The sequence below is a fragment of the Senimuribacter intestinalis genome, assembly GCF_943192965.1.
GTDB classification, from domain to species: domain Bacteria; phylum Bacillota; class Clostridia; order Peptostreptococcales; family Anaerovoracaceae; genus Senimuribacter; species Senimuribacter intestinalis.
On record NZ_CALPCF010000017.1, the window covers coordinates 1 to 25,460 of the forward strand.

Annotated in this window: 22 protein-coding genes; 3 read left to right on the forward strand and 19 right to left on the reverse strand. The window is 43.8% G+C overall.

Features of this window, described 5'->3' with window-relative positions; all coding sequences use genetic code 11:
* Positions 1–186: hypothetical protein (locus tag NFR88_RS12790; RefSeq protein WP_251616493.1), on the forward strand; the 186-nt coding region annotated here is incomplete at its 5' end.
* A 106-nt stretch (positions 187–292) separates the two neighbouring features.
* Here NFR88_RS12790 and NFR88_RS12795 read toward each other — a convergent pair.
* Positions 293–1,204, reverse strand: a complete 912-nt coding sequence (locus tag NFR88_RS12795) for a LysR family transcriptional regulator (RefSeq protein WP_160202851.1) — start codon at positions 1,202–1,204, stop codon at positions 293–295.
* A gap of 139 nt (positions 1,205–1,343) precedes the next feature.
* Between NFR88_RS12795 and NFR88_RS12800 the strand changes: the two genes are divergently transcribed.
* Together NFR88_RS12800 and NFR88_RS12805 are read left to right on the forward strand one after the other, a co-directional pair.
* A complete protein-coding gene (locus NFR88_RS12800) occupies positions 1,344–2,522 on the forward strand; it encodes a M20 metallopeptidase family protein (protein WP_161907582.1) in 1,179 nt (392 codons plus the stop codon).
* Between the two features lie 34 nt (positions 2,523–2,556).
* Complete coding sequence (locus tag NFR88_RS12805) at positions 2,557–3,726, forward strand: hypothetical protein (protein WP_160202853.1); 1,170 nt, start codon at positions 2,557–2,559, stop codon at positions 3,724–3,726.
* Between the two features lie 124 nt (positions 3,727–3,850).
* Here NFR88_RS12805 and gap read toward each other — a convergent pair whose 3' ends face one another.
* The 18 genes from gap to NFR88_RS12895 all read right to left on the reverse strand — a co-directional run bounded on the left by gap (position 3,851) and on the right by NFR88_RS12895 (position 25,294).
* Entirely contained in the window at positions 3,851–4,867 is a 1,017-nt protein-coding gene (gene gap, locus NFR88_RS12810) for a type I glyceraldehyde-3-phosphate dehydrogenase (protein WP_160202854.1), read from the reverse strand.
* Between the two features lie 123 nt (positions 4,868–4,990).
* Positions 4,991–6,415 carry an amidohydrolase family protein gene (locus NFR88_RS12815; RefSeq protein WP_160202855.1) on the reverse strand — a complete coding sequence of 475 codons (1,425 nt, stop codon included), beginning with the start codon at positions 6,413–6,415 and terminating at the stop codon, positions 4,991–4,993.
* A gap of 40 nt (positions 6,416–6,455) precedes the next feature.
* A complete protein-coding gene (locus NFR88_RS12820) occupies positions 6,456–8,078 on the reverse strand; it encodes an ABC transporter substrate-binding protein (protein WP_251616496.1) in 1,623 nt (540 codons plus the stop codon).
* 66 nt (positions 8,079–8,144) lie between these two features.
* On the reverse strand, positions 8,145–9,599 hold the full coding sequence (locus NFR88_RS12825) for an amidohydrolase family protein (RefSeq protein ID WP_160202857.1): 1,455 nt from the start codon (positions 9,597–9,599) through the stop codon (positions 8,145–8,147).
* Positions 9,600–9,615: 16 nt separating this feature from the next.
* Positions 9,616–11,046: an amidohydrolase family protein gene (locus NFR88_RS12830; RefSeq protein WP_160202858.1), complete on the reverse strand. Its 1,431-nt coding sequence runs from the start codon at positions 11,044–11,046 to the stop codon at positions 9,616–9,618.
* A 25-nt stretch (positions 11,047–11,071) separates the two neighbouring features.
* Positions 11,072–12,529, reverse strand: a complete 1,458-nt coding sequence (locus NFR88_RS12835; RefSeq protein WP_160202859.1) for an amidohydrolase family protein — start codon at positions 12,527–12,529, stop codon at positions 11,072–11,074.
* A gap of 24 nt (positions 12,530–12,553) precedes the next feature.
* Positions 12,554–13,522 carry an ABC transporter ATP-binding protein gene (locus NFR88_RS12840; protein WP_160202860.1) on the reverse strand — a complete coding sequence of 323 codons (969 nt, stop codon included), beginning with the start codon at positions 13,520–13,522 and terminating at the stop codon, positions 12,554–12,556.
* Positions 13,522–14,514, reverse strand: a complete 993-nt coding sequence (locus tag NFR88_RS12845; protein WP_160202861.1) for an ABC transporter ATP-binding protein — start codon at positions 14,512–14,514, stop codon at positions 13,522–13,524. The genes NFR88_RS12840 and NFR88_RS12845 overlap by 1 nt, the downstream gene beginning before the upstream one ends.
* A gap of 19 nt (positions 14,515–14,533) precedes the next feature.
* Positions 14,534–15,373, reverse strand: coding sequence for an ABC transporter permease (locus NFR88_RS12850; RefSeq protein WP_160202862.1), 840 nt, complete (start codon positions 15,371–15,373; stop codon positions 14,534–14,536).
* A 19-nt stretch (positions 15,374–15,392) separates the two neighbouring features.
* Entirely contained in the window at positions 15,393–16,331 is a 939-nt protein-coding gene (locus tag NFR88_RS12855; RefSeq protein WP_160202863.1) for an ABC transporter permease, read from the reverse strand.
* 279 nt (positions 16,332–16,610) lie between these two features.
* Positions 16,611–17,993: a sigma-54 interaction domain-containing protein gene (locus NFR88_RS12860; protein WP_160202864.1), complete on the reverse strand. Its 1,383-nt coding sequence runs from the start codon at positions 17,991–17,993 to the stop codon at positions 16,611–16,613.
* Between the two features lie 72 nt (positions 17,994–18,065).
* The gene (hydA, locus tag NFR88_RS12865; RefSeq protein ID WP_160202865.1) at positions 18,066–19,469 is read right to left on the reverse strand and encodes a dihydropyrimidinase; all 1,404 of its coding nucleotides are present in this window, start codon (positions 19,467–19,469) and stop codon (positions 18,066–18,068) included.
* Positions 19,470–19,492: 23 nt separating this feature from the next.
* Complete coding sequence (locus NFR88_RS12870) at positions 19,493–20,227, reverse strand: aspartate/glutamate racemase family protein (RefSeq protein WP_243151100.1); 735 nt, start codon at positions 20,225–20,227, stop codon at positions 19,493–19,495.
* Complete coding sequence (locus NFR88_RS12875) at positions 20,224–21,417, reverse strand: M20 family metallo-hydrolase (RefSeq protein WP_160202866.1); 1,194 nt, start codon at positions 21,415–21,417, stop codon at positions 20,224–20,226. Before NFR88_RS12875 ends, NFR88_RS12870 begins: the two co-directional genes overlap by 4 nt.
* A complete protein-coding gene (locus NFR88_RS12880) occupies positions 21,414–22,595 on the reverse strand; it encodes a pyridoxal phosphate-dependent aminotransferase (RefSeq protein ID WP_160202867.1) in 1,182 nt (393 codons plus the stop codon). Before NFR88_RS12880 ends, NFR88_RS12875 begins: the two co-directional genes overlap by 4 nt.
* Positions 22,596–22,618: 23 nt before the next feature.
* The gene (locus NFR88_RS12885) at positions 22,619–23,641 is read right to left on the reverse strand and encodes a sugar kinase (RefSeq protein ID WP_160202868.1); all 1,023 of its coding nucleotides are present in this window, start codon (positions 23,639–23,641) and stop codon (positions 22,619–22,621) included.
* A gap of 31 nt (positions 23,642–23,672) precedes the next feature.
* The gene (locus NFR88_RS12890; protein WP_243151101.1) at positions 23,673–24,305 is read right to left on the reverse strand and encodes a bifunctional 4-hydroxy-2-oxoglutarate aldolase/2-dehydro-3-deoxy-phosphogluconate aldolase; all 633 of its coding nucleotides are present in this window, start codon (positions 24,303–24,305) and stop codon (positions 23,673–23,675) included.
* Positions 24,306–24,511: 206 nt separating this feature from the next.
* Positions 24,512–25,294: a helix-turn-helix domain-containing protein gene (locus tag NFR88_RS12895; RefSeq protein ID WP_160202869.1), complete on the reverse strand. Its 783-nt coding sequence runs from the start codon at positions 25,292–25,294 to the stop codon at positions 24,512–24,514.
* Positions 25,295–25,460 lie beyond the last annotated feature (166 nt).

Below are 25,460 nucleotides of genomic sequence, written 5' to 3' on the forward strand. Positions count from 1 at the left end.
CTACAACGATGGTCTGCCGCCAGCAAAAGTTATGTAAATGCCACATTGCTATTACAACTTTGCTTGACCAGAACACTTAAAGCTGAAAGCAGCGTGAAACAGCGCTGCCTGATGGTCAGAAACGGCTTTAAAGCCTTTCGCAGCGCAAGAATCTTTAAAAAACACCTTGAGTTTGGCGTTTTTTAAGGGGCGAACGCAGAAATTTGGAAAAAAATCGGTGATGTTGGCGCGTTGGAACACCAGCACCAGGTCAGCAGCGGAATGTTGGCGCGCTGGTGCTGTGCTCCGCAGCCTACATGCTGCCTGCCTTTTCCTTATTAAACCGCTCTATGACATAATTCTTAAAGGCTGTGTATGCCCCGGAAGGTCTCCAGCTTTTTTTCCATGCCAGAAAGGTCAGTATCTCCTGGGGCGGTTCGATAGGAAGTGCTGCAAGCATCTCATTTTCGTAGCTCTTTGCAACCGTATCGGTGATAAGCAAAATACCGGTTCCCGCCTGCACCATATCCAGCATGATGTCCGTTTCTGCTGTATTCATAAAGGCAACATTAAAGTCAACCCCATATCGCCGGTACATCTCCTTCATCTCATTGAAAAAATGAGAATCACTTTCTCCTGTCAAAAGCGGCACCCTGGAAAGATTTTCAACTTGCATATTCTCCTCCCTGGCCAGAGGATTTGCTCTGCTGATTAAAACATTGAGCCTTTCAGTACGTAGAACCTCATAGCGAATGCCCGGGCGATTTGCGTTTTCAATGCGGGCTTTGATAATCACAAAATCCAGCCGCCCTGCTTCCAGCATTTCGTACGCCTCATAGTTTTCCACCACCTTGATACTGCCGATGACATTTTGTCTCTCAATAAAAAAGTCATTGATAATCGGAACCAGTCCAGCCGCTTTATAAAACGGAAATACACCGATGCGAATGGTGGTTTTATTATCCGCGGTACTCTGCCCGAAAGCTGCCAGAAGCTTATTTACAGAGCCGATTACCTCCTTTGCATAGGCGCAAAATTTCTCCCCTTCCGCACTGAGCACTACGCTGTGTGTATCTCTTTTAAAAAGCTTTACCGAGAGTTCTTCCTCCAGCGCATGAATCTGCTGACTGATGGCCGGCTGGCTGACAAACAGCGCCTCCGCCGCCTTTGAAAAGCTGCGCTGCTTTGCCACTTCCAGCACATAATAAATCTGCCTTATCTCCATAACCTTTTCCTCTTTTCGACTTTTGCCGCACGGTTATAACTGTATCTTATAACCGTATTGTATCTAATTATTTCCCTTTTTGCAATAGCCACAGTAAAATAATTTCAGAAAATTTTTTCAAGGAAAAGAGGTAAACAACATGCATCCAATCTTAGAAGAAGCAATGTCTATGAAGGAGGAAACCATTGCAGTCAGAAGGCAGATTCACGAAAACGCCGAACTGGGCTTCGACCTGCCGAAAACGCGCAAACTGGTAACAGATACCCTTTCTGCCATAGGCTGCACGCCAAAACCTTTGGGCGAAGGAATCACCTGCACCATTGGAAGCGGCGCGCCGGTCATACTCCTGCGGGCAGACATGGATGCCCTGCCGCAGACGGAAGATACAAACCTTCCCTTTGCCAGTCAAAACGGGGCCTGCCATTCCTGCGGTCATGACGCCCATACTGCTATGCTGCTGACTGCCGCGAAGATTTTAAAAGCTCATGAAAGCCAGCTTGCTGGCACGGTCAAACTGATGTTTCAGGCAGGAGAAGAAACCCTGCTGGGTTCTCAGAAAATGATTGACGCAGGGATTTTGGAAAATCCAAAGGTTGACGCGGCTATGGGACTGCACATGAACTTCGGTCCCTGTGGAAACTATGACCTTCACCCGGGCACGCTTGCTTACAGCGCCCATCAGATGATGCCGTCAGCTGACGAATTCAGAATTACAGTCAAAGGCCGCTCTGCTCACGGCAGCAGCGCTTTTCAGGGCATTTCCGCAGTCAGCGCCGCATCCGCAATCATGACGGCTCTGCAGCAGCTCCTTGCACTGGAGCTTCCATCAGACGAACAGGCCATTCTTTCCATCGGCAGTCTGCATAGCGGAAACGCATCTAATGTAATCCCTGATGAAGCTGTGATTATGGGAAATTTCAGAGCCTACAATCCCCAGTACCGGGATTTGCTGAAAACCCGGGTTTCTGAAATCGCAGGCGGCATTGCAAAAGCCTGGCGCGCCGAAGCAGTGACAGAATACATCGCAGGTGTAGCGCCAAACATCAATGACCCGGAAATGGCAGAAGAAATGGCTGGCTATGCAGCCCAGGTCATGGATAAAGTGGAAGTCATCCCGCCGGTTAAAGGCTCGGAAGACTTTGCAAATCTCTGCAGTCACGTACCGACCTTCTTTGCCAATGTGTGCGGAGGAAGTCCGGAAGACGGGTACGCCTACTCCATGCACAATCCAAAAGCCACACTGGACGAAGACGCGCTGCCATACGGCGCAGCAGTCCACGTCATCTGCGCCATGAAATGGCTTGCAAATCACAAGTAAAATTTGTATCATTGAACTTAAGAAAGGAATTATCATGAACGGATTATACGCACTGACAATTGTCATGATTGTCTACGCTCTCGGCGATATGATCGCCACCAAAACAAAAGCAATTATCTCCATGCTGTTCGTCGCTTCCGTGGTCTTTGCCATCGGATTTTGGAACGGCCTTCCCGCAACGATTTTCGCAGACTCCGCCCTACAGGGTTTTGCAAGCGTGACCGTGGGTCTGCTGCTTGTACATATGGGTACTACCATCAAGCTGAAAGATTTGATCAAGGAGTGGAAAACCGTAATTATCGTACTCTGCTCCACTATCGCAATCTGCCTTGGCGTTTACTTGATCGGCGGTATCATCATCGATAAAGCCATGGCTCTAATTGGCGCTCCGATTCTGGGCGGAGGCGTTGTAGCCTTTGTTGTCATGAGTGAAGCACTGAAAAACGCAGGCGAAAACGTTATCGTCTTCGGTTCCCTCGTTCTGGTTGTCCAGGGTGTTGTAGGCTTCCCTCTTGCATCTTTCTTCTGCAAAAAAGAAGCGCTGCGTCTGAAAGGTCAGATTGCATCCGGCGAGCTGATGCTCAACAAACCGCTGGAAGACGGCGCCGCAAAGCCTGCTTTCCGCATTTTCCCGAAAACTCCGGACGATTACAACGGACCGAATTATCTGATTGCAAAGCTTGCCATCGTTGCATGCCTGGCACAGTGGCTGTCCGGCTTAACAGGCGGTAAAGTCAACATGCTGGTTATCTGCCTGGTTTTGGGTGTTATCTTTAAAGAAATCGGCTTCCTGGATGAGGCTTCTCTGACAAAAGCCAACGGCTTTACTTTCGTTATCGGTGCAGTTCTCGTCAACGTATTTGCAAGCCTTGCCAACACTACTCCGGCACTGGTTCTGTCCATGATTAAACCGCTGGCTGTAGTTGTTGTGGTCGGTCTTGCGTGCTGCGCAGTTGTTTCCATCCTCATCGGAAAAATTTTCCATCAGAGTTGGTACATGTCCTGCGCCCTGGGTGTAACTGCCCTCTTCGGCTTCCCGGGAACCCTGATTGTTCCGACTGAAGTCGCAAAAGCAGTAGCTGATAACGATGAAGAGAAAGAAGTGATCTTACAGAATATCCTGCCAAAGATGATCATCGCAGGTATGGTATCCGTATCCATCGTTTCCGTTGTCTTCGCAGGCGTTATGGCAAACTGGGTATAAAAACACCTTAAAATAATGCATAAAAAACTGCGCTTTTGGAAGTTCCTTTCGGATTTTCCGGGGCGCAGCTTTTATCTTTTCTTCATTATATAGAAAATTCACTCCTAAGTCAATCAGCTTACAATCAAAGGAAGCTTCTCAAGTGCTTTAATGTTCTCACCATTTGGGATACATAGCTGGATTCATTATCATACCATGCAGCTATACGAACTTCATAAATCTTAGTGCCGCATCTTCGAGCCAATGTCTGCGTTGCATCAAAGAGAGATCCGTATTTCATACCGATAATATCGCTGGATACCAGTTCTTCCTCAGTATAGCCGAAAAAATCGTTTGCTGCCGCTTTCATCGCCGCATTGATGCCTTCTGCAGAAACAGTTTCCGTATCATCCTTCAAAGTGGCATCCAGAATTGTGAGGGAACCTGAAGGTACCGGAACGCGCTGCGCAGAACCAATCAGTTTTCCGTCCAGTTCAGGAATAACCAAACCAATAGCCTTTGCTGCGCCGGTACTGTTTGGCACGATATTAATTGCGCCTGCTCTTGCACGGCGGAAATCTCCTTTTCTGTGAGGTCCGTCCAGAAGCATCTGATCTCCTGTATAAGCGTGAATCGTAGTCATAAATCCGGTTCGGATTTCACGATAGTCATTGAGCACCTTTGCCATAGGTGCAAGACAGTTAGTCGTACAAGAGGCAGCAGAAATGATATCATCCCCGGCAGTCAGAGTCTGATGATTAATGCCGTATACAATAGTTTTCAAATCATTTCCTGCAGGTGCAGAAATAAGAACCTTCTTTGCTCCTGCCCGCAAATGCGCTTCTGATTTAGCTTTGGAACAAAAAAAACCTGTGCATTCCAAAACAATATCGATACGCATATCCTTCCAGGGCAGATTCTCCGGGTTCTTCTCTGAAAGAATTACGATACGTTTTCCGTCTACCGTAATAGACCTCTCATCGCTGGTTATCATATGTCCACAGCATCCGCCCTGTACACTGTCATATTTCAGCAGATGCGCAAGCATTGCCGGCTCTGTCAAATCGTTAATTGCTGCAACTTCCATCGTTTCATCCTCAAGAATCTGCCTGAATGCCAATCTGCCGATTCTGCCAAATCCATTAATTGCAATTTTTGTCATTTTGGATACCCTCCTCATCTATACTATCTGTTTTCTGTAAATCACATTAATCGTATCTTGTCCGGAATATGGAAATGTCCCCCATTTATACAGGGAGACATTTCCGCATTGAGGTATTATCTATTACAACTTGTCTGTTTCCATAAACTGTGCATTGGTTCCGTGAATCTTAAAAAATTCTTCCGATGCCCTAATTCCTATTTCTTTTGGACACTGTTGTATTTTCTCCAAAGAGGCTTCTTCATCTATGGTTAAAATCCTTTGATCTCTCATAATGATTTTTCCATCGACCACAGATAATGCCACCTCCTGACCTCTTGCACTATACACAAGATTCGGTACAATATTGCGCATAGGATACGTGTACACCGGAAGCATAGACGGAAAGCTAAGATCAATCGCAATAAAATCTGCTCGTTTTCCTGTTTCTAAAGATCCAACAATATCGTCTACACCAATAGCTTTAGCTCCTTCAATTGTAGCCATGCGCAGAGCTTTCCATGCCGGCATTTTTTCCGGATCATGGTATTTCAGCTTATTGAACATGCATATATTTTTCATTTCATGAATAATATTATGACAATTATTTCCGGGTGCCTGGTCTGATCCTAATGCAACATTGCCGCCGGCTTCCTGAAAGACTGTGCTTGGGCATACCAAACCGTCTATAATGCCGATGGAAGCAGGATTAACTACCATAGAAGCGCCGCTTCGTGCTATAATACGAGTTTCCTCATCATTACACTCAGTCAGGTGTACGGCAATTAAAGAACTGTCCAGATATTCCATATCCTGTAAAAACTCCGTCGTTCTTTTTCCATAACGCTTTTCAATCTGATAGGTTTCCCTGTCGCCCTGCTGTACGTGCATATGTATTTTCGTGCCGCGTTCTTTTGCAATCTTTTGTATTTTCATCAGAAGCTCCGGACTGACAAAATCGACGCCCTGAGGGCCGAATAAAATCCTGATTCTGCCGTCGCCTTTACGATGCCATCTGTCAAACAGCTCCAGATTCCGTTTGAGTTCTGCTTCTCCCTGGGCATCATCCATTTCATACAGTTCTCCCGGCTGATATACTCTCCTTTTCGCTGCACGAATAGTCTGCGCAATATTACCTCTTGCACCTATCTTTTCAATGAAACGACATACATTATTCATTTCCGCATCATAATCGCCCAGTGTAGTTGTACCAGCCTTAATTGCCTCTATGATTGCCACTTCACTTCCGGCATCTCGCTCTGTATTGGTTACCGCATTGTCAAATGGCTGTAAGCCATACATCATCCAATTATTGGTATCCTGTGCAAGGCCGCGCATCACATTGCAGGCTGTATGCATGTGCCCGTCAATAAAACCCGGTAAAATGACATGATGGGGCAGATGCAGCACTTCCTCTGCCTGATATATTTCTTCGCAGTTGTTCAAATCCACGAAATCAATAATCTTTCCTCCATCTACAATCATTGCTTTTTCAGCCTGATATCCGACGCCGCCGCCTTTCATTGTGTAAAAGTGCGGCGCTTTTACAATCATATCTACTCTTTTCATGGTGTCCTCTTATCCGCAGCCTGTATCACAGGCATTATCATTATTTTGAAACGTCTAAGAACTTCGGTTCGCCTTCCATAATGGTCGGATGCGCTTTATAGCCTTTCACACGATTATTCAGAACAGACCAGCCGTTTTTGCTGTAAAGCGGTACCCAGATTGCTTCTTCTGCAGCAACTTTCTGTATTTCTTCATAGCATTCCATTCTTCTCGTTTCGTCCGTTGTGCTTCTTGCCTCAGCTAAAAGCTTGTCAACTTCAGGATCACTCCACTTGGAACGATTCGGTGCCGGCATATTTTTACTGTACATGTATTCCTGCAGCATATCCTCTGCGGAATTGATATAGGTACCCATAATCAGCACATCAAAATCATTGTCTCCATCGCCTCCGATTCTATCCCAGAAATCAGCAGTAGAAGTATTTACGATAACGTCAATGCCGATTTTTTTCATCTGTGCCTGGAACAGTTCCGCTGTTTTTGCATCTTCATCAGAAGCGCAATAGGAAATCTCCATGGAAAGCTTTTCGCCATCCTTATACCGATATCCATCGCTTTCCAGCTTATAACCGTTGTCCTCAAGAAGCTTTCCTGCTGCCTCTAAATCATACTTGTAATAGTCTTTTCCTTCTTTCCAATTCCATTTGTATCCCTCAGGAAGGCCTGTATACATTGCCTCACAATGTCCACCCATAACTGTATTGATGATTTCGTCTCTATCAATAGCCATGTTGCATGCCTGTCTTACTGCCTTGTCAGGCACTCTCTCCGTCTGGAACATGAGTAATACTGGATAAGGAGGATTATATTCTTCTAAAGTGTAATCGCCTTTTTCAAGCAGTCCATCAAGTTCATTGGCAAATACGCAGCCGTTGCCCAGTACATCTATATTGCCGGCTTCAAATTCCATCTGTCTGGTTCCCGGTTCCGGAACGAATCTTACTTTTATGCCGGAAATATGTGCAGGACCCTGGTTTTCAAAAATAGAAGAGCCCCAGGTATAATCGTCATTTCTTGTCATCTTCAGGTAATCACTTGCTACATATTCCTCCAGTTTAAACGGACCGGTACCGTCAACAACTTCTACGCCGTAAACCTTGTTGTCAGCCTCAGCCTGCTCTATCGCATCCTTATTCATAATAGAAGCAACAGGAACAGTCATGTTTATCAGGAAATTATTATCCGGCTTGCTCATATTTACTACAACAGTCTTTTCATCCGGTGTTTCAATCGTGTCAACGAAGTCCAGATAATAAGAATAGCACGTACCGGACTCTGTCCGCCAGCGCTCCCAGGTCCACCTTACATCTTCTGAAGTCAGTGCTTTACCGCTGTGGAATTTGATTCCGTCTTTCAGATGGAAAGTATAAGTCATACCATCATCGGAAACCTCCCAGCTTTCTGCCAGTGCATCCTTAATTGTCTCACCGTCAAAATCAGTAGTCACTATCGTATCATACATCTGGTTTACATACTGCCAGTCCCCGTAAGAAGAGGTCATCTGCGGATCCATTATGCAGTTGCTTCCCTCAGAGTAAGTACCGACAACCAGTTCTTCAGATTCTGAGCTGCCGCCGTCATCGCCGCCGCATGAAGCCAGGGCAAATACCATGACAAAGATCAGTAAAGTTGCACTAATTCTTTTCCATTTCTGCTTTAACATCTTTCTTTCCTCATTTCGTTATATTTTGAAAAGTGAGTGAATTACACCACCTTTTCAACAAATCAGCTAGTCCTCATATTTTGGAGATACCAGCGGAGACAACTCATCTACGCTGCGTTTAAAACGGTCGTGCTGCGCAGTTCTGCTCCACGAGCCTTCTGATACCTCCTGCAGTTCCAGGGCAAGTTCTCTTTCATCCACACCATCGATTCTGCCGTCGTTTACAACACATTTTCCGCCTACATAAACCCTGTTAACAGAATGTCTTGTAGCACTGTAAACAATATTTTTTACAACGTCACGAACCGGGCTCATTTCAATGTTATCCAACTTGAATACAACAAAATCCGCCTTCGTTCCTTTTTCCAGCCTGCCCAAATCACTGCGTCCCAGTGCTTTGGCGCCGTTGACTGTCGCTGCATTAAAAATATCCCCGGCACTAACCGCAAAAGTTGTTCTGTCAACAATTTTTCCCATCACGGCTGCCATGCGCATTTCCTGAATAAAATCTGACGGGAACGTATCTGTACCAATTGTCATATTGACACCGTATTTCTGATACTTAGCAAAAGACTGCAGCGTATTTCCGCTTCTTGAAATAGCGATTGGACAATGGGCTACTGTAGTTTTACTGTCACCAAGAAGCTTCAAATCACTGTCGCCTGCCATATTAATCGAACTGTGTCCCGTAATATACAAACAATGCGGCACAATCACATCTTCACCCAGCATGCCGGTATCAGCCATCAGCTTAACAGGAGTCTTGCCGTACATGCGGATACTGGTTTCAAATTCAAGCGGGCTTTCCGCTCCATGGATGGTAATCCGTTTATCCATTTTGTCCGCTCTCTTCCTGACTTCTTTCAGCATATCAGGCGTACAGTACATAGTCTGCGTCGGTGCCCAAATTCCGTGTATTCTGCCGTCATAAGTTCCATCGATATCGCGGATCAGCTGTTCTGCTTCTTCAATACGGTCAAATCCCTCTTTTTCATCAAAATCGCAAACTGCAGAATGGCCGTCAGGCGAATACCATATGCTCCTTTCTTCATATCGGTCTCCTGCCCTTACCGGTGCGCCAACATATGCGCGCATACCCATTTCTCCCGCCAGTTCTGCCTCCGTTCTGGAATATCCTCCTCCATAGATCAGCGAAGTCGTACAGCCGCTTTTCAAAATCTCAGCCAAATTGAGTTTCGCCTGTAAAAACGCTCCTCTTTCTCCCAGCGACATAACCAGTGCATAGTCATAGAGCGTACCTTCATAGAAATACGGATTACCTACATCTTCTCTGTAACTCTTTAAGCTGTATACCTCGCAGGGGTGCGTATGGAGGTTTACAAACCCCGGTGTAATTGCTGCATTTCCCAAATCTTCATACGGTGCTCCCTGAGGAATCTGTGTATAGAATCCCTCAACGGTATCACCGTCTACACCCAGATATCCGTTTTCCAATGTTTTATGACATCCCTTATCCCAAACGATAATATACTTGGCTTTATAGTATTTAATTTCACTCATTTTTTCACCTTTCTTATTACAGTTTCTCAAAACTCATTGGATAAAACTCGTCCATCAATTTACCGTCATGCGTCTTTAATTTTTTCCACGCTTCCTCGCCCAAAGCCTGCAGTTCCTCACAGAGGCTTTTCTCATTAATTCCACAGGCCATACCATCCTGAACCACACACTTTCCCTCAACATAAACACGGGATATGGAATGTCTGGTACCGCTGTAGACAATACTCTTAATAATATCTCTGGACGGCGTCATCTCGATTGTACTCAGATCTACAATAGAAAAATCTGCCATAGCACCCTCACAAAGTCTGCCTAAATCCGATCTTCCCAGCGCTTTTGCGCCGTTGATTGTCGCCGCATTAAAGATATCTCTGCCTCTGGTTCTGTAAGTAGTACGTTCCTGAGATTTCGCCATGAACGCAGCAAGACGCATCTCCTGCACCATGTCCGATGGGAATGTATCTGTTCCCATACCAACATTAACACCTGCATCCGAGTATTTCGCAAAAGACTCAAGATTCGTTCCTACTCTGATAAATGGAGTAGGGCTGTGTGCTACATTGCTCTTAGTCCGGCCCAATAAATTCAGATCTCTGTCATCCCGAATAAACACCTGACTGTGTCCGGATATAAATACACAATGTGCCAGTACTACATCCTCACCCAGCATGCCCGTATCATACAATAGCTCCACCGGTGTTTTCCCATAAAGTCTGATACATCCTTCCACTTCTGCAAGATCCTCAGCAACATGAATGGTGATGCCAACACCCAGCCTGTCAGCAGTATTACGAGTTTCCTTCAGCATTGCAGGTGTACAGGTCATGGACTGCGTCGGGCCCATCATAATATGAATTCTGTTATCATAGGCTCCGTCATAATCCTTCACAAGGACTTCTGCTTCCCGAATTCTCTCAAAGCCGCTTTTCTCATTAAAGTCGTAAGTGACTGAATGACCATCAGGTGAATGCCACACACTGTCTGCCTCCATTCGGTCACCTGCCCGAATTCCTGCTCCGACATAGGCACGAAGTCCCATTTGGCCTGCTGTTTCTGCTTCCAGTCCGGAATAAGGCCCTCCATAAATCAAAGACGTCGTGCAGCCGCTTTTGATGAGTTCGACAAGATTTAAAGTTGTCTGAATCTCCGCGCCTCGTTTTCCCAGAGCCGGAAACGGATAATCCATTAATGTCGATTCAAAGAAATTAGGGTTTCCGCAGTCTTCTATGTAACTCTTGATGCTGAATACTTCTGACGGATGCGTATGCAGATTTACAAAACCCGGTATGATTGCCGCATTCCCCAAATCTTCACACTGTGCACCTTCCGGAAGTTCTGACATATAACCGGAAATCCGTTTTCCGTCTACAGCCAGATAACCGTTTTCCAAAATGCGATGACTGTCGTTTTTCCATACAACAATGTACTTAGCTTTAAAAAATTTCATAGTATTTTCACGTTCCTCCTCATTTTTAATCAAGGTTAATCTTAGAAAATGAAAGCGGAGACAATACATCAATTCCGCGATGCCGAATATCCTTTTTTTCAGCTTTTTTCCATCCCGCTTCAGCAAATTCCTGTAATTGACCACACAAAGCTTTTTCGTCAATTCCTTTCACTTTCCCATTTTCTACAATGCGCTGTCCATCTACATACACATGCTGTACTGAATGCCTTGTAGCACTGTATATCAGATTTTTCACCACATCTCGAACGGGGCTCATCTCAATGGAATCTAAACTGATAACTGAAAAATCCGCTTTACAGCCCGGAGCCAGCTTTCCTAAATCCTTTCTCCCCAGTGCGTGTGCCCCGTTAACAGTAGCTGCATAAAAGATATCCTTTGCACTTGCTGCGAAGGTACTTCGTCCCGTTATCTTACCCATAATTGCTGCCATTCGCATTTCCTGAATAAAATCCGACGGAAAAGTATCTGTTCCGATTCCCATATTAACGCCTGCCTGCTGATAACGCTCGAAAGTTTCTAAAGTGTCTCCCTCCCTTGCAAGAACGATTGGACAATGCGCCACTGTTGCACCCGCCTGACCGAGCAGCTGTAAATCCCTTCCTCTCATGTAAATCTGGGAATGCCCTGTAATACAGCAGCAGTGTGCAATAACCAAATCCTCACCAAGCAGTCCTGTTTCGTGCATTACTTCTACCGGGGTTTTCCCTCTATGACGAATGGAAGTTTCAAACTCTATAAAATCTTCACTGCCGTGAATCGTTATGCCAATACCATGTTTGTCCGCTTCTTTGCGTACCTGACGGAGCATTTCCTCTGTACAGGTCATAGTCTGTGTCGGTGCAAGCAAACCTTTAATTCGGCCGCTGCCCGAACCTTCAAGGTTTTTAGCAAAATCCACTGCCTCCCGCAGACGCTGCATACCGCTCGCCTCATCAAAAGAAAATGTAAGGCTGTGACCGTCAGGAGAATCCCATATACTGATTTCCTCTTTTGCGTCTCCTGCCCTGACACCCCATCCTATATAGGCTCGAATTCCTGTCTGTTCTGCTGTTTCTGCCTCTAGTTCGGACTCCGGTCCCCCGAAAATCAGAGATGTGGTACACCCGCTCTTCAAAATCTCGGCTATATTTAATTTTGCCTGTATTTCCGCACACTCCTCACCAAAGGATACCAAACCGGCATAATCATACAAAGTCGAATCATAAAAGTTAGCGTTCCCCTGATCCTCTTTGTAACTTCTGCCCCCATATACCTCCGAAGGGTGACAGTGAAGATTAATAAAGCCCGGGATAATCGCTGAATTTCCCAAATCCTCATAAGGGGTACCTTCTGCAAGTTTTCTATGAAAATCTACAATCTCATTTCCCCTTATCTCCAGATAACCGTCTTCCAACTGACGATGCTGTTTTCCATCCCAAATAATGATATATTTGGCTTTTAAAAAAACACTTTCTTTGTTCAAGCACACCACCTCCTGCAATATGTTCTAAACGAAATGACATGCAGCCAGATGACCATCTTCAATTTCCTTCAGTACAGGTTCCTGCGTTTTGCAAATTTCCTTTGCATTGGCGCATCTGGTGCAAAATCTGCAGCCTACCGGCGGATCGACAGGACTCGGCGTATCTCCCTCCAAAAGAATTCTCTCCTTCTTCACCGTAGGATCCGGAATCGGTATTGCAGAAAGCAATGCCTGTGTATACGGATGTGCGGGATTCTTATACAAATCATCTCTTTTCGCGATTTCCATAACCTTCCCCAAATACATCACGATAATCCGGTCGCAAATATATTCCACCACTGATAAATCATGGGAAATAAATAACATTGTCAGCCCAAAATCTTCTTTCAATTGCAACAGAAGATTGAGAATCTGCGAACGAACCGAAACATCCAGTGCGGAAACCGGTTCATCGCAAATCATAAATTTCGGATCAGCTGCCAGAACGCGGGCAATTCCGATACGCTGTCTCTGACCGCCCGAAAACTCATGTGGATAGCGATCAGCAAATCCTTTTTCCAGCCCGACAATCTCCAGCAGTTCTTCTACTCTCTGTCTTCTTTCTTTTCGGGTTCCCCTTTTCTGTATTTCCATAGGTTCTGCTATAGTTTCAGCAATACGCATTCTTGGGCTTAAAGAGGAGTAGGGATCTTGAAATACAATCTGCAAATCACTGCGCATCTTACGAAGTTCCTTTTTTTTCATTCCCATCAGCTCTTTGCCTTCAAAAACAATACTGCCGGAGGTCGGCTGCGTCAGACCTAAGATTGACCGGCTGATAGTGGTCTTTCCGCATCCGCTTTCACCCACCAGTCCCAGCACTTCTCCTTTATAAACATCAAACGAAACGCCGTCAACAGCTTTTACAAAGGATGTTGGTTTGCCAATCAGCTTATCATCAATCGCAAACCACTTTTTTATATCCCTGATAGATAACAGTATTTCTTTTTCCATTATGCTTCACCTGCCTTTTTTTCTGCAATATGCAGCCAGCATCTGATCTTCCTGCCATTATCGATTTCGAAAAGCTCAGGTTCCTTTTCACTGCAAATATCCATAGCATATTCGCATCGCGGACAGAACCTGCATCCTGTTTTTATTTTATTGGCACCGCTTTTAAAAGGTATCATATACAATTTCTCATGATTTCCTATTTTTGGAATGGACTTCATCAAACCTTTCGTATAAGGATGCAGCGGTTTTTCAAACAGACTTTCCACGGTCGCCTCTTCGACAACTCGGCCCGCATACATTACCACTACATATTTTGCAACTTCCGCTATTACGCCCAAATCATGTGTAATCATCATAATAGACATTTCTCTTTCGGACTGCAGTTTGCGAATTAAATCTAAAATCTGTGCCTGTATTGTTACGTCCAGTGCAGTAGTCGGTTCATCTGCAATGAGAAGCTGCGGATTACACGACAGTGCCATAGCAATCATCGCCCGCTGCAGCATACCTCCTGACATCTGATGCGGATATTCCTTTACCCTCTTTTCCGGAAAAGAAATTCCCACTTCACGAAGCAGGTCAATTGCCATTTGTTCAGCTTCTTTCCTGGACTTTTTTTGATGCAGTACAATCGCTTCTTCAATCTGCGAACCGATCGTATACAGTGGATTAAATGAAGTCATCGGCTCCTGAAAAATTACAGAAATCTGATTGCCTCTGATTTTCATCATTTCTTCTTCAGTTTTATCCAAAAGGTTTTCGCCTTTAAAAATGATTTCTCCTCCCGTAATTTTTCCCGGAGGATATGGAATCAGCTGCATAATGGACATAGCAGACACACTTTTGCCGCTGCCCGATTCACCTACAATTCCAAGGACCTCACCTTTTTTTATTCTAAATGTAACATCCTGAACAGCATGATTTTCATCTTTACCGTTATAGAAAGTGACAGAAAGGTGATTCACTTCAATTAAGTTATCATTTTTACTCATCTCTGACTCCTTTTCTTTTCTACATACGAGGGTCCAGGACATCGCGCAGCCCATCACCCAGCAAGTTAAATCCGGTTACTGTGATAAAGATGAAGATAACCGGAAATCCCGATATATGCGGTGAAGAGCTGATATAGTCCTTGCCGGCACTAATCAATGCGCCCCATTCTGGAATTGGAGGCGTAGCCCCGATTCCCAGAAAGCTCAAAGTAGAAATAGACATTATAATCCACGCCATTTCCAGCATCGAATAGACCACAATTGTAGGAATGCAGTTCGGGAGAATATGCTTTGCCAGAATTCTCAAATCTGAACCGCCTGCAGAGATGGAGGCTTCAATATAAGGCATCTCTTTCAGAGACAGAACCAGTCCGCGTATCAGTCTGGCATAGGCCGGCATAGATCCCAGACCTACAGCAATCGTTACATTACCCAGACCCTGTCCTAATGTGGCAACGATAGCGATTGCAAGAAGCATTCCCGGAAATGCCATAAGGATGTCCATAAACCGCATCAATGGATTATCGAGATGCTTATAAAATCCGGAAATCAATCCAAGAGGAACACCTACCAGAACAGCTACTGCCAGAGACATCAAACTATATGGAATCGTTATTCTGGCTCCGTACAGCATCCGGCTCAACAGACATCTTCCCAGTTCGTCAGTCCCAAAAGGATACCCTTCCATCGGTCCCTTCAGAGCCATTGAACCATCCGTTAAGTATGGATCATTCGGTGCAAGCACCGGTGCCAAAACAGCAATTGAAATCATAATTAATAAAATAACGGCGCCTATGGTTACACTTTTATTGTGAAAACACTTTCGCAGCATCATCCATTTCGGACTGTTATTTAACATTTCCAAATTATTCACCACCTTAATATTTGATTCTCGGATCAACAGCACTGTAGGTCAAATCCACAATCAGATTTACGACCAGAAACATAATCGCAAAGAGCAGAATGCTTGCCTGAATGACCGGATAATCATTTCCAATAATTGCAGTAATAGAGTATCTGCCAAGTCCCGGCCATGCAAAAATACTTTCAATTACCACAGAGCCGCTGAGCATATAGCCTGTTTGCGTCCCGATGACTGTAATCAAAGGAAGAGATGCATTTTTAAGTGCGTGCTTGATTACAATAGATTTATAACGCAGTCCTTTCGCCTTAGCTGTTCTGATATAATCCTGCCGCATAACCTCCAGCATTTCCGAACGTGTCAATCTGGATATAGAAGCCATCTGCGGCAGCCCCAGCATCAGCGCCGGTAAAAAGGCGTGCATCATGCCATCCAGACTGAAAAAAGAATTACCCATTCCGGAGAACGGAAACAGTCCCATCTGCAGACAGAAGATTTTCATCAGCATAAGTCCAAGCCAGAATTGTGGAATGGATACACCCGCTAATGTCAGTCCCATACAGGCTTTATCGATCCATGTATTCTGTTTCAAAGCTGCGATAATACCGAGGGGAATTGCCGCTGCAACAGACCAGATTCTGGCAAATACAATTAAATATATTGTGTTTACCAGCGCAGACATAAGGTCCTTACTAATTTCGGTCTTTCTCAAGAAGGATCGTCCAAAATCACCGTGAAGCACATTTGTAAAGTAATCAACAAACTGCTCCCATAACGGTTTATTTAAACCGAGCTGCTCCCTGATCGCCTCTATATCTTCTACGCGCGCAGAACTTCCTGCAAGTTTCACAGCAGGATCTCCCGGAGTGAATTGTACAATTAAAAATGTAACAATTATTACGCCCAAAATAATAATCGGCAATTGAATCAGACGCTTGACTAAATATTTCTTCATCTTCTCTCCTTCTTTCTCATCTTTACTCGTCTTTTTCGTTTCATTCTTAAACTCTTTTCTCATATATTTTGCAATGACCGTGCCAAAATGATACTTCCGCTAATTTCAATATTCATGACGATTTATTCAAAAATTTTCTTATATATTTTTACATTTTGAGTAAAAATATTTTTATTCTTTACCGTATTTGTCTGATAATTCTCTTATTTGACAAATAAAAAACCGTAAGCTGCAATCAAAGTGCTGCAATCTTACGGTTTTCGAAACTTTAATTTTCCTCTATTTTTTCTTTTGCTTCAGTCCATATTTCAATAGTTTATAATTTAAAGCCTGTTTTGAAATTTTCAGCTTATTGGCCGCTAAAGAAATATTCTTAGTTGAGTCAATAGCCCGGACAATCAGACGTTTTTCATATTCCTCGACCCTTTCTGTTAAACTCAGGCTGTCCTCATAATTCATCATGATGGACTTTTCATCTTCATAATGCGTTGTCAAATAAAGCGGTAAGTTTTCCATTTTGATTTCACGGGAGCTAAGTACATTAAAAGCTCCCTCAACCACATTTTTCAGTTCCCGCACATTGCCCGGCCAAGGATACTGACAAAACAGTTCCATTACATCATCACTTACTCCAATCACCTCCTTATTCATCTTTCTGTTATTCTGATTGATAAAGTAATTGGTCATAATCGGAATATCAGCAAGACGGTTTCGAAGTGCGGGAATTTCTATCAGTACTGTACTGAGCCGATAAAACAAGTCCTGTCGTAAAAGCCCTGCTTTAATACAATCCATAGGATTTTTATTTACAGCACTGATAATTTTAACATCAAACGGAATCATCTTATCGTCTCCGATACGTCTTACGCGTTTCTCCTCAATCGCTTTTAAAATTTTGGCCTGCATACTGACTTCCATTGAGTTAACTTCGTCAAGAAACAATGTGCCGCCGTCCGCAAGTTCAAAAAGACCGGCTTTATCCTCCGCTCCGGTAAAACTGCCTTTTACCGTACCAAACAAAATACCCTCCAGCAAATTCGACGGGATTGCAGCACAATTCTGCGAAATAAAGCGATGCGCACACCTCACCCCGGAAGTATGAATACTCTGTGCAATCATCTCTTTTCCAGTACCGGTTTCTCCATAGATCATCACAGCGGAATCTGTATTGGCAATCATAGGAATCTGCTTCTTTATTTCATTTACCTTCTGCGAGGCAGTAACTATATCATCAAGATGATACAGAACATCCGATTGCTTTTCCATTTTTGGCAGGTTAATGTATCGACGCTGAATATTCTTGTCACGACCATCGTCAATACTCCTGGAAAAATCAATAGCGCCTACAATCTTGCCGCCCTGCATAATGGGCAGCGTACTGCAGATGTTTGTAACGCAATCTCCATGTCCTGTAGTCAGGTGCTCCACCCTGTCATAGATGGGCTGCCCTGTCTTCAGCACCTGCATAATTGTACTGTCCTCCTCGGCTAAGTCCGGATGAATTTCCAAAATCGTTTTTCCTACAATCTGCTCCATCTGCAGGCTGTACACGTCTGTTCTGAAATTAGTGTAATATTTGATAACGCCTTTTTCATCCGTAACCATAATTCCGTCGAAATAGTTGTAAATATTTAATATCTTTTCGATATTCAAGTCTGACATGCCGGACACCTCGTCTCAAAATGTTATTTTCATTCTATCATAAAAACAGATAATACGAAATCACATTTTAAACTAAATACCTGTATAGCATCCGGCATACATTTTTGCAGGAATAAAATGTCCCATTCCGTACTCTCCGACAAATTTTCCATTCTCCACTGCAATCCTGCCGCGAAGCAGCACAGTTTCTACCTTGCCGATCTGCTTTCTTCCTTCATAAAGATTGTAATCCACCCCATTAGGATTGTCTGCCAGATGTACCTCACCTGTCCATGCCGGGTCAAATATAACAATATCTGCATCAGATCCAACCTCCAAAGTCCCTTTTTGCGGAAAAATTCCGTTAATCTTTGCCGGTCCGGTGGCTATCAGTTCCACAAATTTTTGTCTCGATATTTTTCCGGTTTCTACACCATAAGTCCAAATCATAGAGAAACGATCTCCTGCTCCCGGTGAACCGTTTGGAATCTGTGTAAAGTCTTCTCTGCCGGCTTGTTTCAACTCTGCTACATCAATACCGCAGTGATCCGAAGAAATACCGGTGAGCAGACCACTGTTCAAAGCTTCCCATAGCGCATCGATATCTTCCTGATCGCGAAGCGCCGGTGAGCAGACATACTTTGCAGCCTCATTAAAATCAGGATTCTCAAGTGCCTCTTTTGTAGTAGTCAGATAGTGTGTACAGGTTTCACCGTTAATATTGATTCCTTTTCCCTTTGCTTCCACAATTTCATCCAGCGCTTCACGACAGGTTACATGTGCGATATATAAAGGGGTTCCCACTTTTCCTGCTAAATAAGCCGCCCTGCGTACACCCTCCGCTTCAGTAAACGGCGGTCTTGAAACGTAGTGATACTTCGGTGTCAACTGTCCTTTTTTTACACATTCATTTCTCAAAAAGTCCAGAATTTCACCATTTTCAGCATGAACAAAGACAGTTGCACCTACCTTCTTTGCCTTTTCCAAAATACGATAATAAGATCCATCATCAACATGAAGAGGTGAACCATTGTAAGCCATAAAGATTTTGATATTGGAAATTCCTCTCTCCGGGAATTCATCAATTTCATCAAAAATGCTGTCCATAAGATAAGTCACCATTGCATGAAGGGAAAAATCCACGCAGGCCTTATTTTTTGCGCGGACATTAATCCGATAGTCGATAGAATCAAGCAGCCCTGTGTCCGGATCCTGTGGAGCAAAATCTATAATCGTGGTTGTACCTCCCACGATAGCCGAATCCGTTGTCTCATAACCTGCTGTGTCTCTGTCGCCTACATTGCAAAGCGCAGAAAAATGCGTGTGCTGGTCTACTCCTCCGGGCATTACCAGCTTATCTTTTGCATCAATAATCTTATCTGCGCTCGTATTAAGATTTTGACCTATGGCGATTATTTTTTCATCTTCAATCAAAACCTCACCGATGAATTCATTTCTGTCTGTAACAATTGTACCGTTTTTAATCAAAGTTCTCATATGCTCATGTCCTTTCAATGTTCTTATAAATCCACAATCCCATTAAATCCTTTAATTTCTTTTACCTCCGGCGCTTTCCATGTATTTGCTTTACTGGTCTTTACGTTCATTTTGACCAGTGCCTCCGCCAGTTTTACTGCAGGCATCACTCCATCCAGCACAGGCACACCCAATTCCTCGCGCAGCCTGTCGACAAAATCCACAAAGCCGGCGCATCCTAAAAGAATACACTCTGCGCCATCTTCCTCAACTGCTCTTCTGCCTTGCTCTGCTAAAGCCTTAAGGCCTTTCTCAGGATTTTTTCCGAATTCCAATACAGAAAGCCCTGTGGTTCTGATAGACCTGCAAAAGCTTTCAGCGCCATAAGCCTTAACAACATCCTCTGTTACCTTCCGTGAACGATCCAGTACAGACACCACACTAAAATACGGAGCAATAAACTTCGCTGTAGTAATTGCAGACTCACATATCCCCAGGACAGGTTTTTCTGTCACTTCTCTGGCTGCAGCAAGACCCGGATCACCAAAGCAGGCAATAATAAATGCATCTGCATTTTCTTCTTTATCTCCTTTTATTACTTCCTGAATTACTCCGGGAACCGCCAGATACTCATCAACATAACACTCGATGCTGTCAGGCCCTGTTAATGGGCTTACTGCCGTGATTTCCGTGTCTGCATCCGCATATCTTACTGCCATATTGTAAATACTGTCCGTCATTGACTGTGTTGTATTGGGATTAATTAATTTAATCTTCATTCAAATGCCCCCCTATCTATTTTCTGTAATGTTCTCAAAAGAACCTCAGCACCATCTCTGATATGATCCGGATCTGAGTATTCGTCAAATCGGTGACTGATTCCGTTTCTGCTCGGAATAAAAATCAGTGCAGAAGGTACCAGAAAACTCATATTAATCAGATCATGACCTGCGCCGCTATACATTCTCATAGACGAATAATCGAGCTCCTCTGCAGCTTTCTCAACAATTTCGCAGAGCTGCGGACTGCAAACGGTTTCCGGTTGTTTAATAAACTCTTCTACTGATAGTCCTTTATCCTTCCACCTTGCCAGAAGCTGCTTGATGACATCATACATCCGGTTCATCGACTTGTCGCGGAGCTCGATGATAAACTGTGTCTCACCCGGAATCACATTGACAGCGCCGGGAGTTACACTCATAGTACCTACTGTACACACCATGGTATTTCCGGTTTCCCGCACGCTGTCCATTAAGTCGGTAATAATCCGGCAGGTCTTTTCCATAGCATCATTTCTAAGTCTCATAGGTGTGCTCCCGGCATGATTCGCATCACCCCTTACTGTGGCCTTATAACGCAGAATACCAAAAATACCTTCGGCAATTCCAATGGTTTTTCCCTCAGACTCCAGGATTCCACCCTGCTCAATATGATATTCCAAATAAACCAAATAATCATTCTTATTACGTTTGCAGCTGGCAAAATCCTCCCTGGAAATATGCCGCTCCGCCATCGGCTTTATCATGGATTCCTCTAAAGGTGCTCCGGCAAATGCTTTGCTGCCAAAAGTTCCGCCAACCACATTTCCCTCTTCTTCATTAAATGCTATTATTTCTATCGGATGATCGTTCTTCCATCCTTCTTCCCTTAGAACCCGTACCGCCTCAACAGCGCCCAGAACACCTAAAGCTCCATCGTAAATACCTCCATTTGGCACAGTATCAATATGTGAGCCCATGGCAATCTTCTGTTTGCACCTGCCTGTTGAGGAAGGAAGAACTCCGGTCAGATTTCCCACAGCATCAATACAGGTCATCAGTCCTGCCTCTTCCATTTTTTTTCTGACAAAATCCCTTCCCTCATAGAAATTTTTACTGTAGGCCATGCGATTTGCACCTTTTCCCGGTACAAATCCAATACTTCCCAGTTTTTTCAAATCTTCCATTAAACGTTCTATCCTGACGCTCATTGGTTTTCACCCGCCTCTGCAAGTTCATTGAGAAATATTTCCAATGCATCCATTCCTTTTGTAATCTGTTCCATAGATGTAGCAAACGAAATACGAATATATCCTTCTCCATAATTTCCAAAAGCATCACCCGGAACAACAACAACCTGCTTATCTTCCAGCAGTTTTTCTGCGAATTCACTGCTGGAAAGGCCCGTATCTTTAATTGACACAAACGCATAAAATGTTCCTTTGGATGGTTCATAATGAACCATCGGCATAGTCGAAAGACGTCCGGCTAAATAGTCTCTGCGCTCTTTATAGCACTTTACCATATAGTTCAGATGCTCGCGGCTTCCTGTAAGGGCTTCCACAGCAGCGTACTGGCTCGGCATCGCAACACAGGCACTGATGTTCTCCTGCAGCTTGGTGATATTCGCAATAATCTCTGCAGGACCTGCCGCATATCCCACACGAAATCCCGTCATCGCAAAAGTCTTTGAAAAACTATCAATCACAAGGGTGCGGTTTTGCATTCCGGGAAGAGCGGCAATACTGGTAAACTTTACGTCATCAAAAACAATGTGCTTATACACCTCGTCACTGATGACCAGAAGATCGTGCGTTACGGCTAAAGCAGCCAGTTCTTCCAAAACGGATTTTTCAAGTACTGTACCCGTTGGATTGCAAGGTGAATTAATAATAACTGCTTTTGTTTTTTCGCTAATCGCTGCTTTGACCGCCTCTATATCAAGGGAAAATCCATTTTCCATATCTGCACAGACACTGACAGGAACGCCGCCGCACATGAGAATCTGCTGTAAATAGTTAGTCCAGCAGGGTTCTATTACAATGACTTCGTCTCCCGGATTCAGGATAACCTTCAGCCCCTGATATAATGCCGCCATAGCGCCGGGTGTCATGGTAATTTCACTGACCGGATTGTAATCCAAACCCAGCTCTGCTTTTAAATATGCGCTGACTGCTTTACGGAGCGGCAGAATTCCTGCATTCTCTGAATACTTGCTTTTTCCTTCCTGCATAGCCCTGCAGCCGGCAGCAACAATGTTTTCCGATGCCGTAAAGTCCGGCTCGCCGATAGTAAAACTAATGGGATTTTCATACTCCAATGCTTTATTAAACATTTTTCTGATTTTGGAATATTGGATTGACTTAGTATTATCTGATATCATGTTCATAAGCTATATCTCCTTTTTATCTGTTATCTTTGCACTCTTCCCGATCCATCACCTGCTGCCAATGCCAGAACTTCTTCTACAGATACCAGATTAAAATCTCCCTCTACAGTATGTTTCAGACATGAGGCAGCTACTGCAAATTCCAGTGCCTCCCTATCAGACATACCGGTATACAGTCCATAGATTAAACCTCCGCCAAAACTGTCGCCGCCTCCTACCCGATCAACAATATGAACCGGGTATTCTCTGGAAAACATTGCAGATTCACCATTATACAGCATTGCTGCCCATCTGTTATCGCTGGCAGAAATACTGGTTCGCAAGGTGATTGCTACATATTTGCATCCGAAACGATCTGCCAGCTGCTTCGCAACGTCTCTGTAACCGTCATGATTCAGTCTGCCGCCTGCAATATCAGAAGATGCTGCCGCAATACCGAAGACCTTTTCGGCGTCTTCTTCATTGGCAATACATACGTCAACATACTTCATAAGCTGACCCATGACCTCTCCTGCTCTTTCACTGGTCCACAAATTCTTACGAAAATTCAAGTCACAGCTGACGGTAATATTTCTTTCCTTTGCAGCCTTTACTGCATCCAGACAGATTGCAGCTGTATTAGATGAAAGCGCCGGAGTAATTCCGGTAAAATGAAACCATTCAGTGTCCCTGAATATTTCATTCCAGTCAAAATCTTCCCTTTCTGCTTCTGCAATCGCAGAGTGTGCTCTATCATAAACTACTTTTGACGGTCTTTGTGACGCGCCCTTTTCCAAGTAATAGATACCAACCCGGTTCCCACCTTTTTTTATACAGCTTACATCTACACAATGCCTGCGAAGTTCCTTTACAGCTGCTCGTCCAATTGGATTATCAGGTAGTTTAGTCACAAATGCTGCATTTAATCCATAGTTTGCCAGAGAAACAGCCACATTAGCTTCTCCCCCTCCAAAAGTTGCCTGAAACTCAGGTTCCTGCATAAATCTAAGATAGCCTTTAGGCGCCAGTCTCAGCATGATTTCACCAAATGTTACAATTTTCTTCATGTTTTACCTCCAATCATTGTCATCCGATTATCTATCTTTGTCTTACGCGATTCACAATTTCCATTGCATTCTTACTTAGCTCTGTTACTGCATCCCAATTACTTTCTTTTAGAAGCTGTTCTTTTACCATAAACGAACCTCCGCATGCAATAATACTTTTCTCCTGTAAATACTCTTCAAGATTATTCAAGGACACACCTCCTGTAGGCACAAACCGGATAGAGCTAAAAGGTCCTGCCAAAGCAGAGATTGTTTTAATTCCGCCAAACTGAACTGCCGGAAAAAACTTTACAACAGAAAGGCCCTGCCTCAGCGCCATCTGGATTTCAGTCGGCGTCACACAGCCGGGCAGCGGAAATATTCCTCTCTCCAGTGCAAAATCAACAATTTTCTCATCAAAACCGGGACTGACAATAAATTTAGCACCGGCAGCAGCAGCTCTTTCCGCTTCTTGCACAGTCAGCACCGTACCTGCTCCAACAAGCATATCCGGATATGCCGACAGCATTGCTTCAATAGCATTCTCTGCACCCTGCGCTCTGAAAGTAACTTCTGCACAATTAATGCCTCCCTCTCGCAATGCCTGCGCCAGACGTGCTGCTTTTTCAGTTTCTTCCAGCTTGATAACCGGTATGATACCGGCTTTTTGTAAGTGTTCTCTCATATCCAAACTCATCCTTTCCACAGATTTCTACCTTTACTATACCAATTCCGATACACAGGTAAAATCGCGCACTCGTTTGATTTTTTTGGATAGTTTTTTGATTTTAATAGTACTTTTAGATAAAAAAAGTATCCAAAGTAATAATTTTTTGCATTAAAAAATGGTTATTCTGTTTTTCATTTCAGAATAACCACTCATATAAGCGCTTATAATTCATCAAAATTAATTTTGTCTGTAGATAGCGGCAGACTTTGGAGTAACTGTACTCGATTTTTTACGTGCATTTTTTCATAGAGGCTGTGCAAATGCTTTTTGACGGTATTTACACTGATATGCATCAAATCCGCAATGCGTTCATTGCTGTATCCTTTTACTGCGTAATCAAGCAGTTCGGACTCTCTGCCTGTAAGGCCAAATTCTTTACTGATACGCTCATGATAGCCTTTGGCAAAGAAATAACGGGTATCTCCTTTCTTTGCCTCATAATACAGCCGGTAAGCCAGATGTTTTTGAAGCTGGTCCATAATAAAGAGTTCTCGTTTGGTAAAATCTCCACTTTCTCTTTTTCTATAAAAAGTAATCATACCTACCACTTCTTCGCGAAAAACAATGTTCATACCCATGGCATATCGAAATTGCTGCGGCAAATAAAATTTTTGATAAAAATCAGACTTTTCCATAGCCTCATCGGACAGAAGCTCGCTTTGCACCCAGGCTGCACTGCGTCCGCTGATCTGCAGCCACTGAAGAGGATTACCTTCTCCTGCAGTCTTTTCAAAAATCTCTGTTTCTTTTTCATCCAGCCCATATGAAATACTGTTCTTTATCTGTTCTTCCTCTACCAAAGCGAATACGCCGCCGTCAAATCCCACCAGCATATGAAGCCATTTTAGCGCTGTTCTTCGCATTTCATCAAAAGAATAAATAAAAGACACATTATATGCAATTTCATTTAAAAACATCCATTCACTTTCCTGTAAAAAAGCCATGAAGAGTCCTCCTCTTTGTATGCATGTTTTCCGCAGTTTTGTTTTTGCAGAAAAGCACATTCGTTTTCTATATAGTTAATCTCCTGATTCTCCCATAGTCAGATTCAAGCTTTATCATCATACCATTTACCGCATATAAATTTCAAGAGTTTTTAGTAAAAACAAT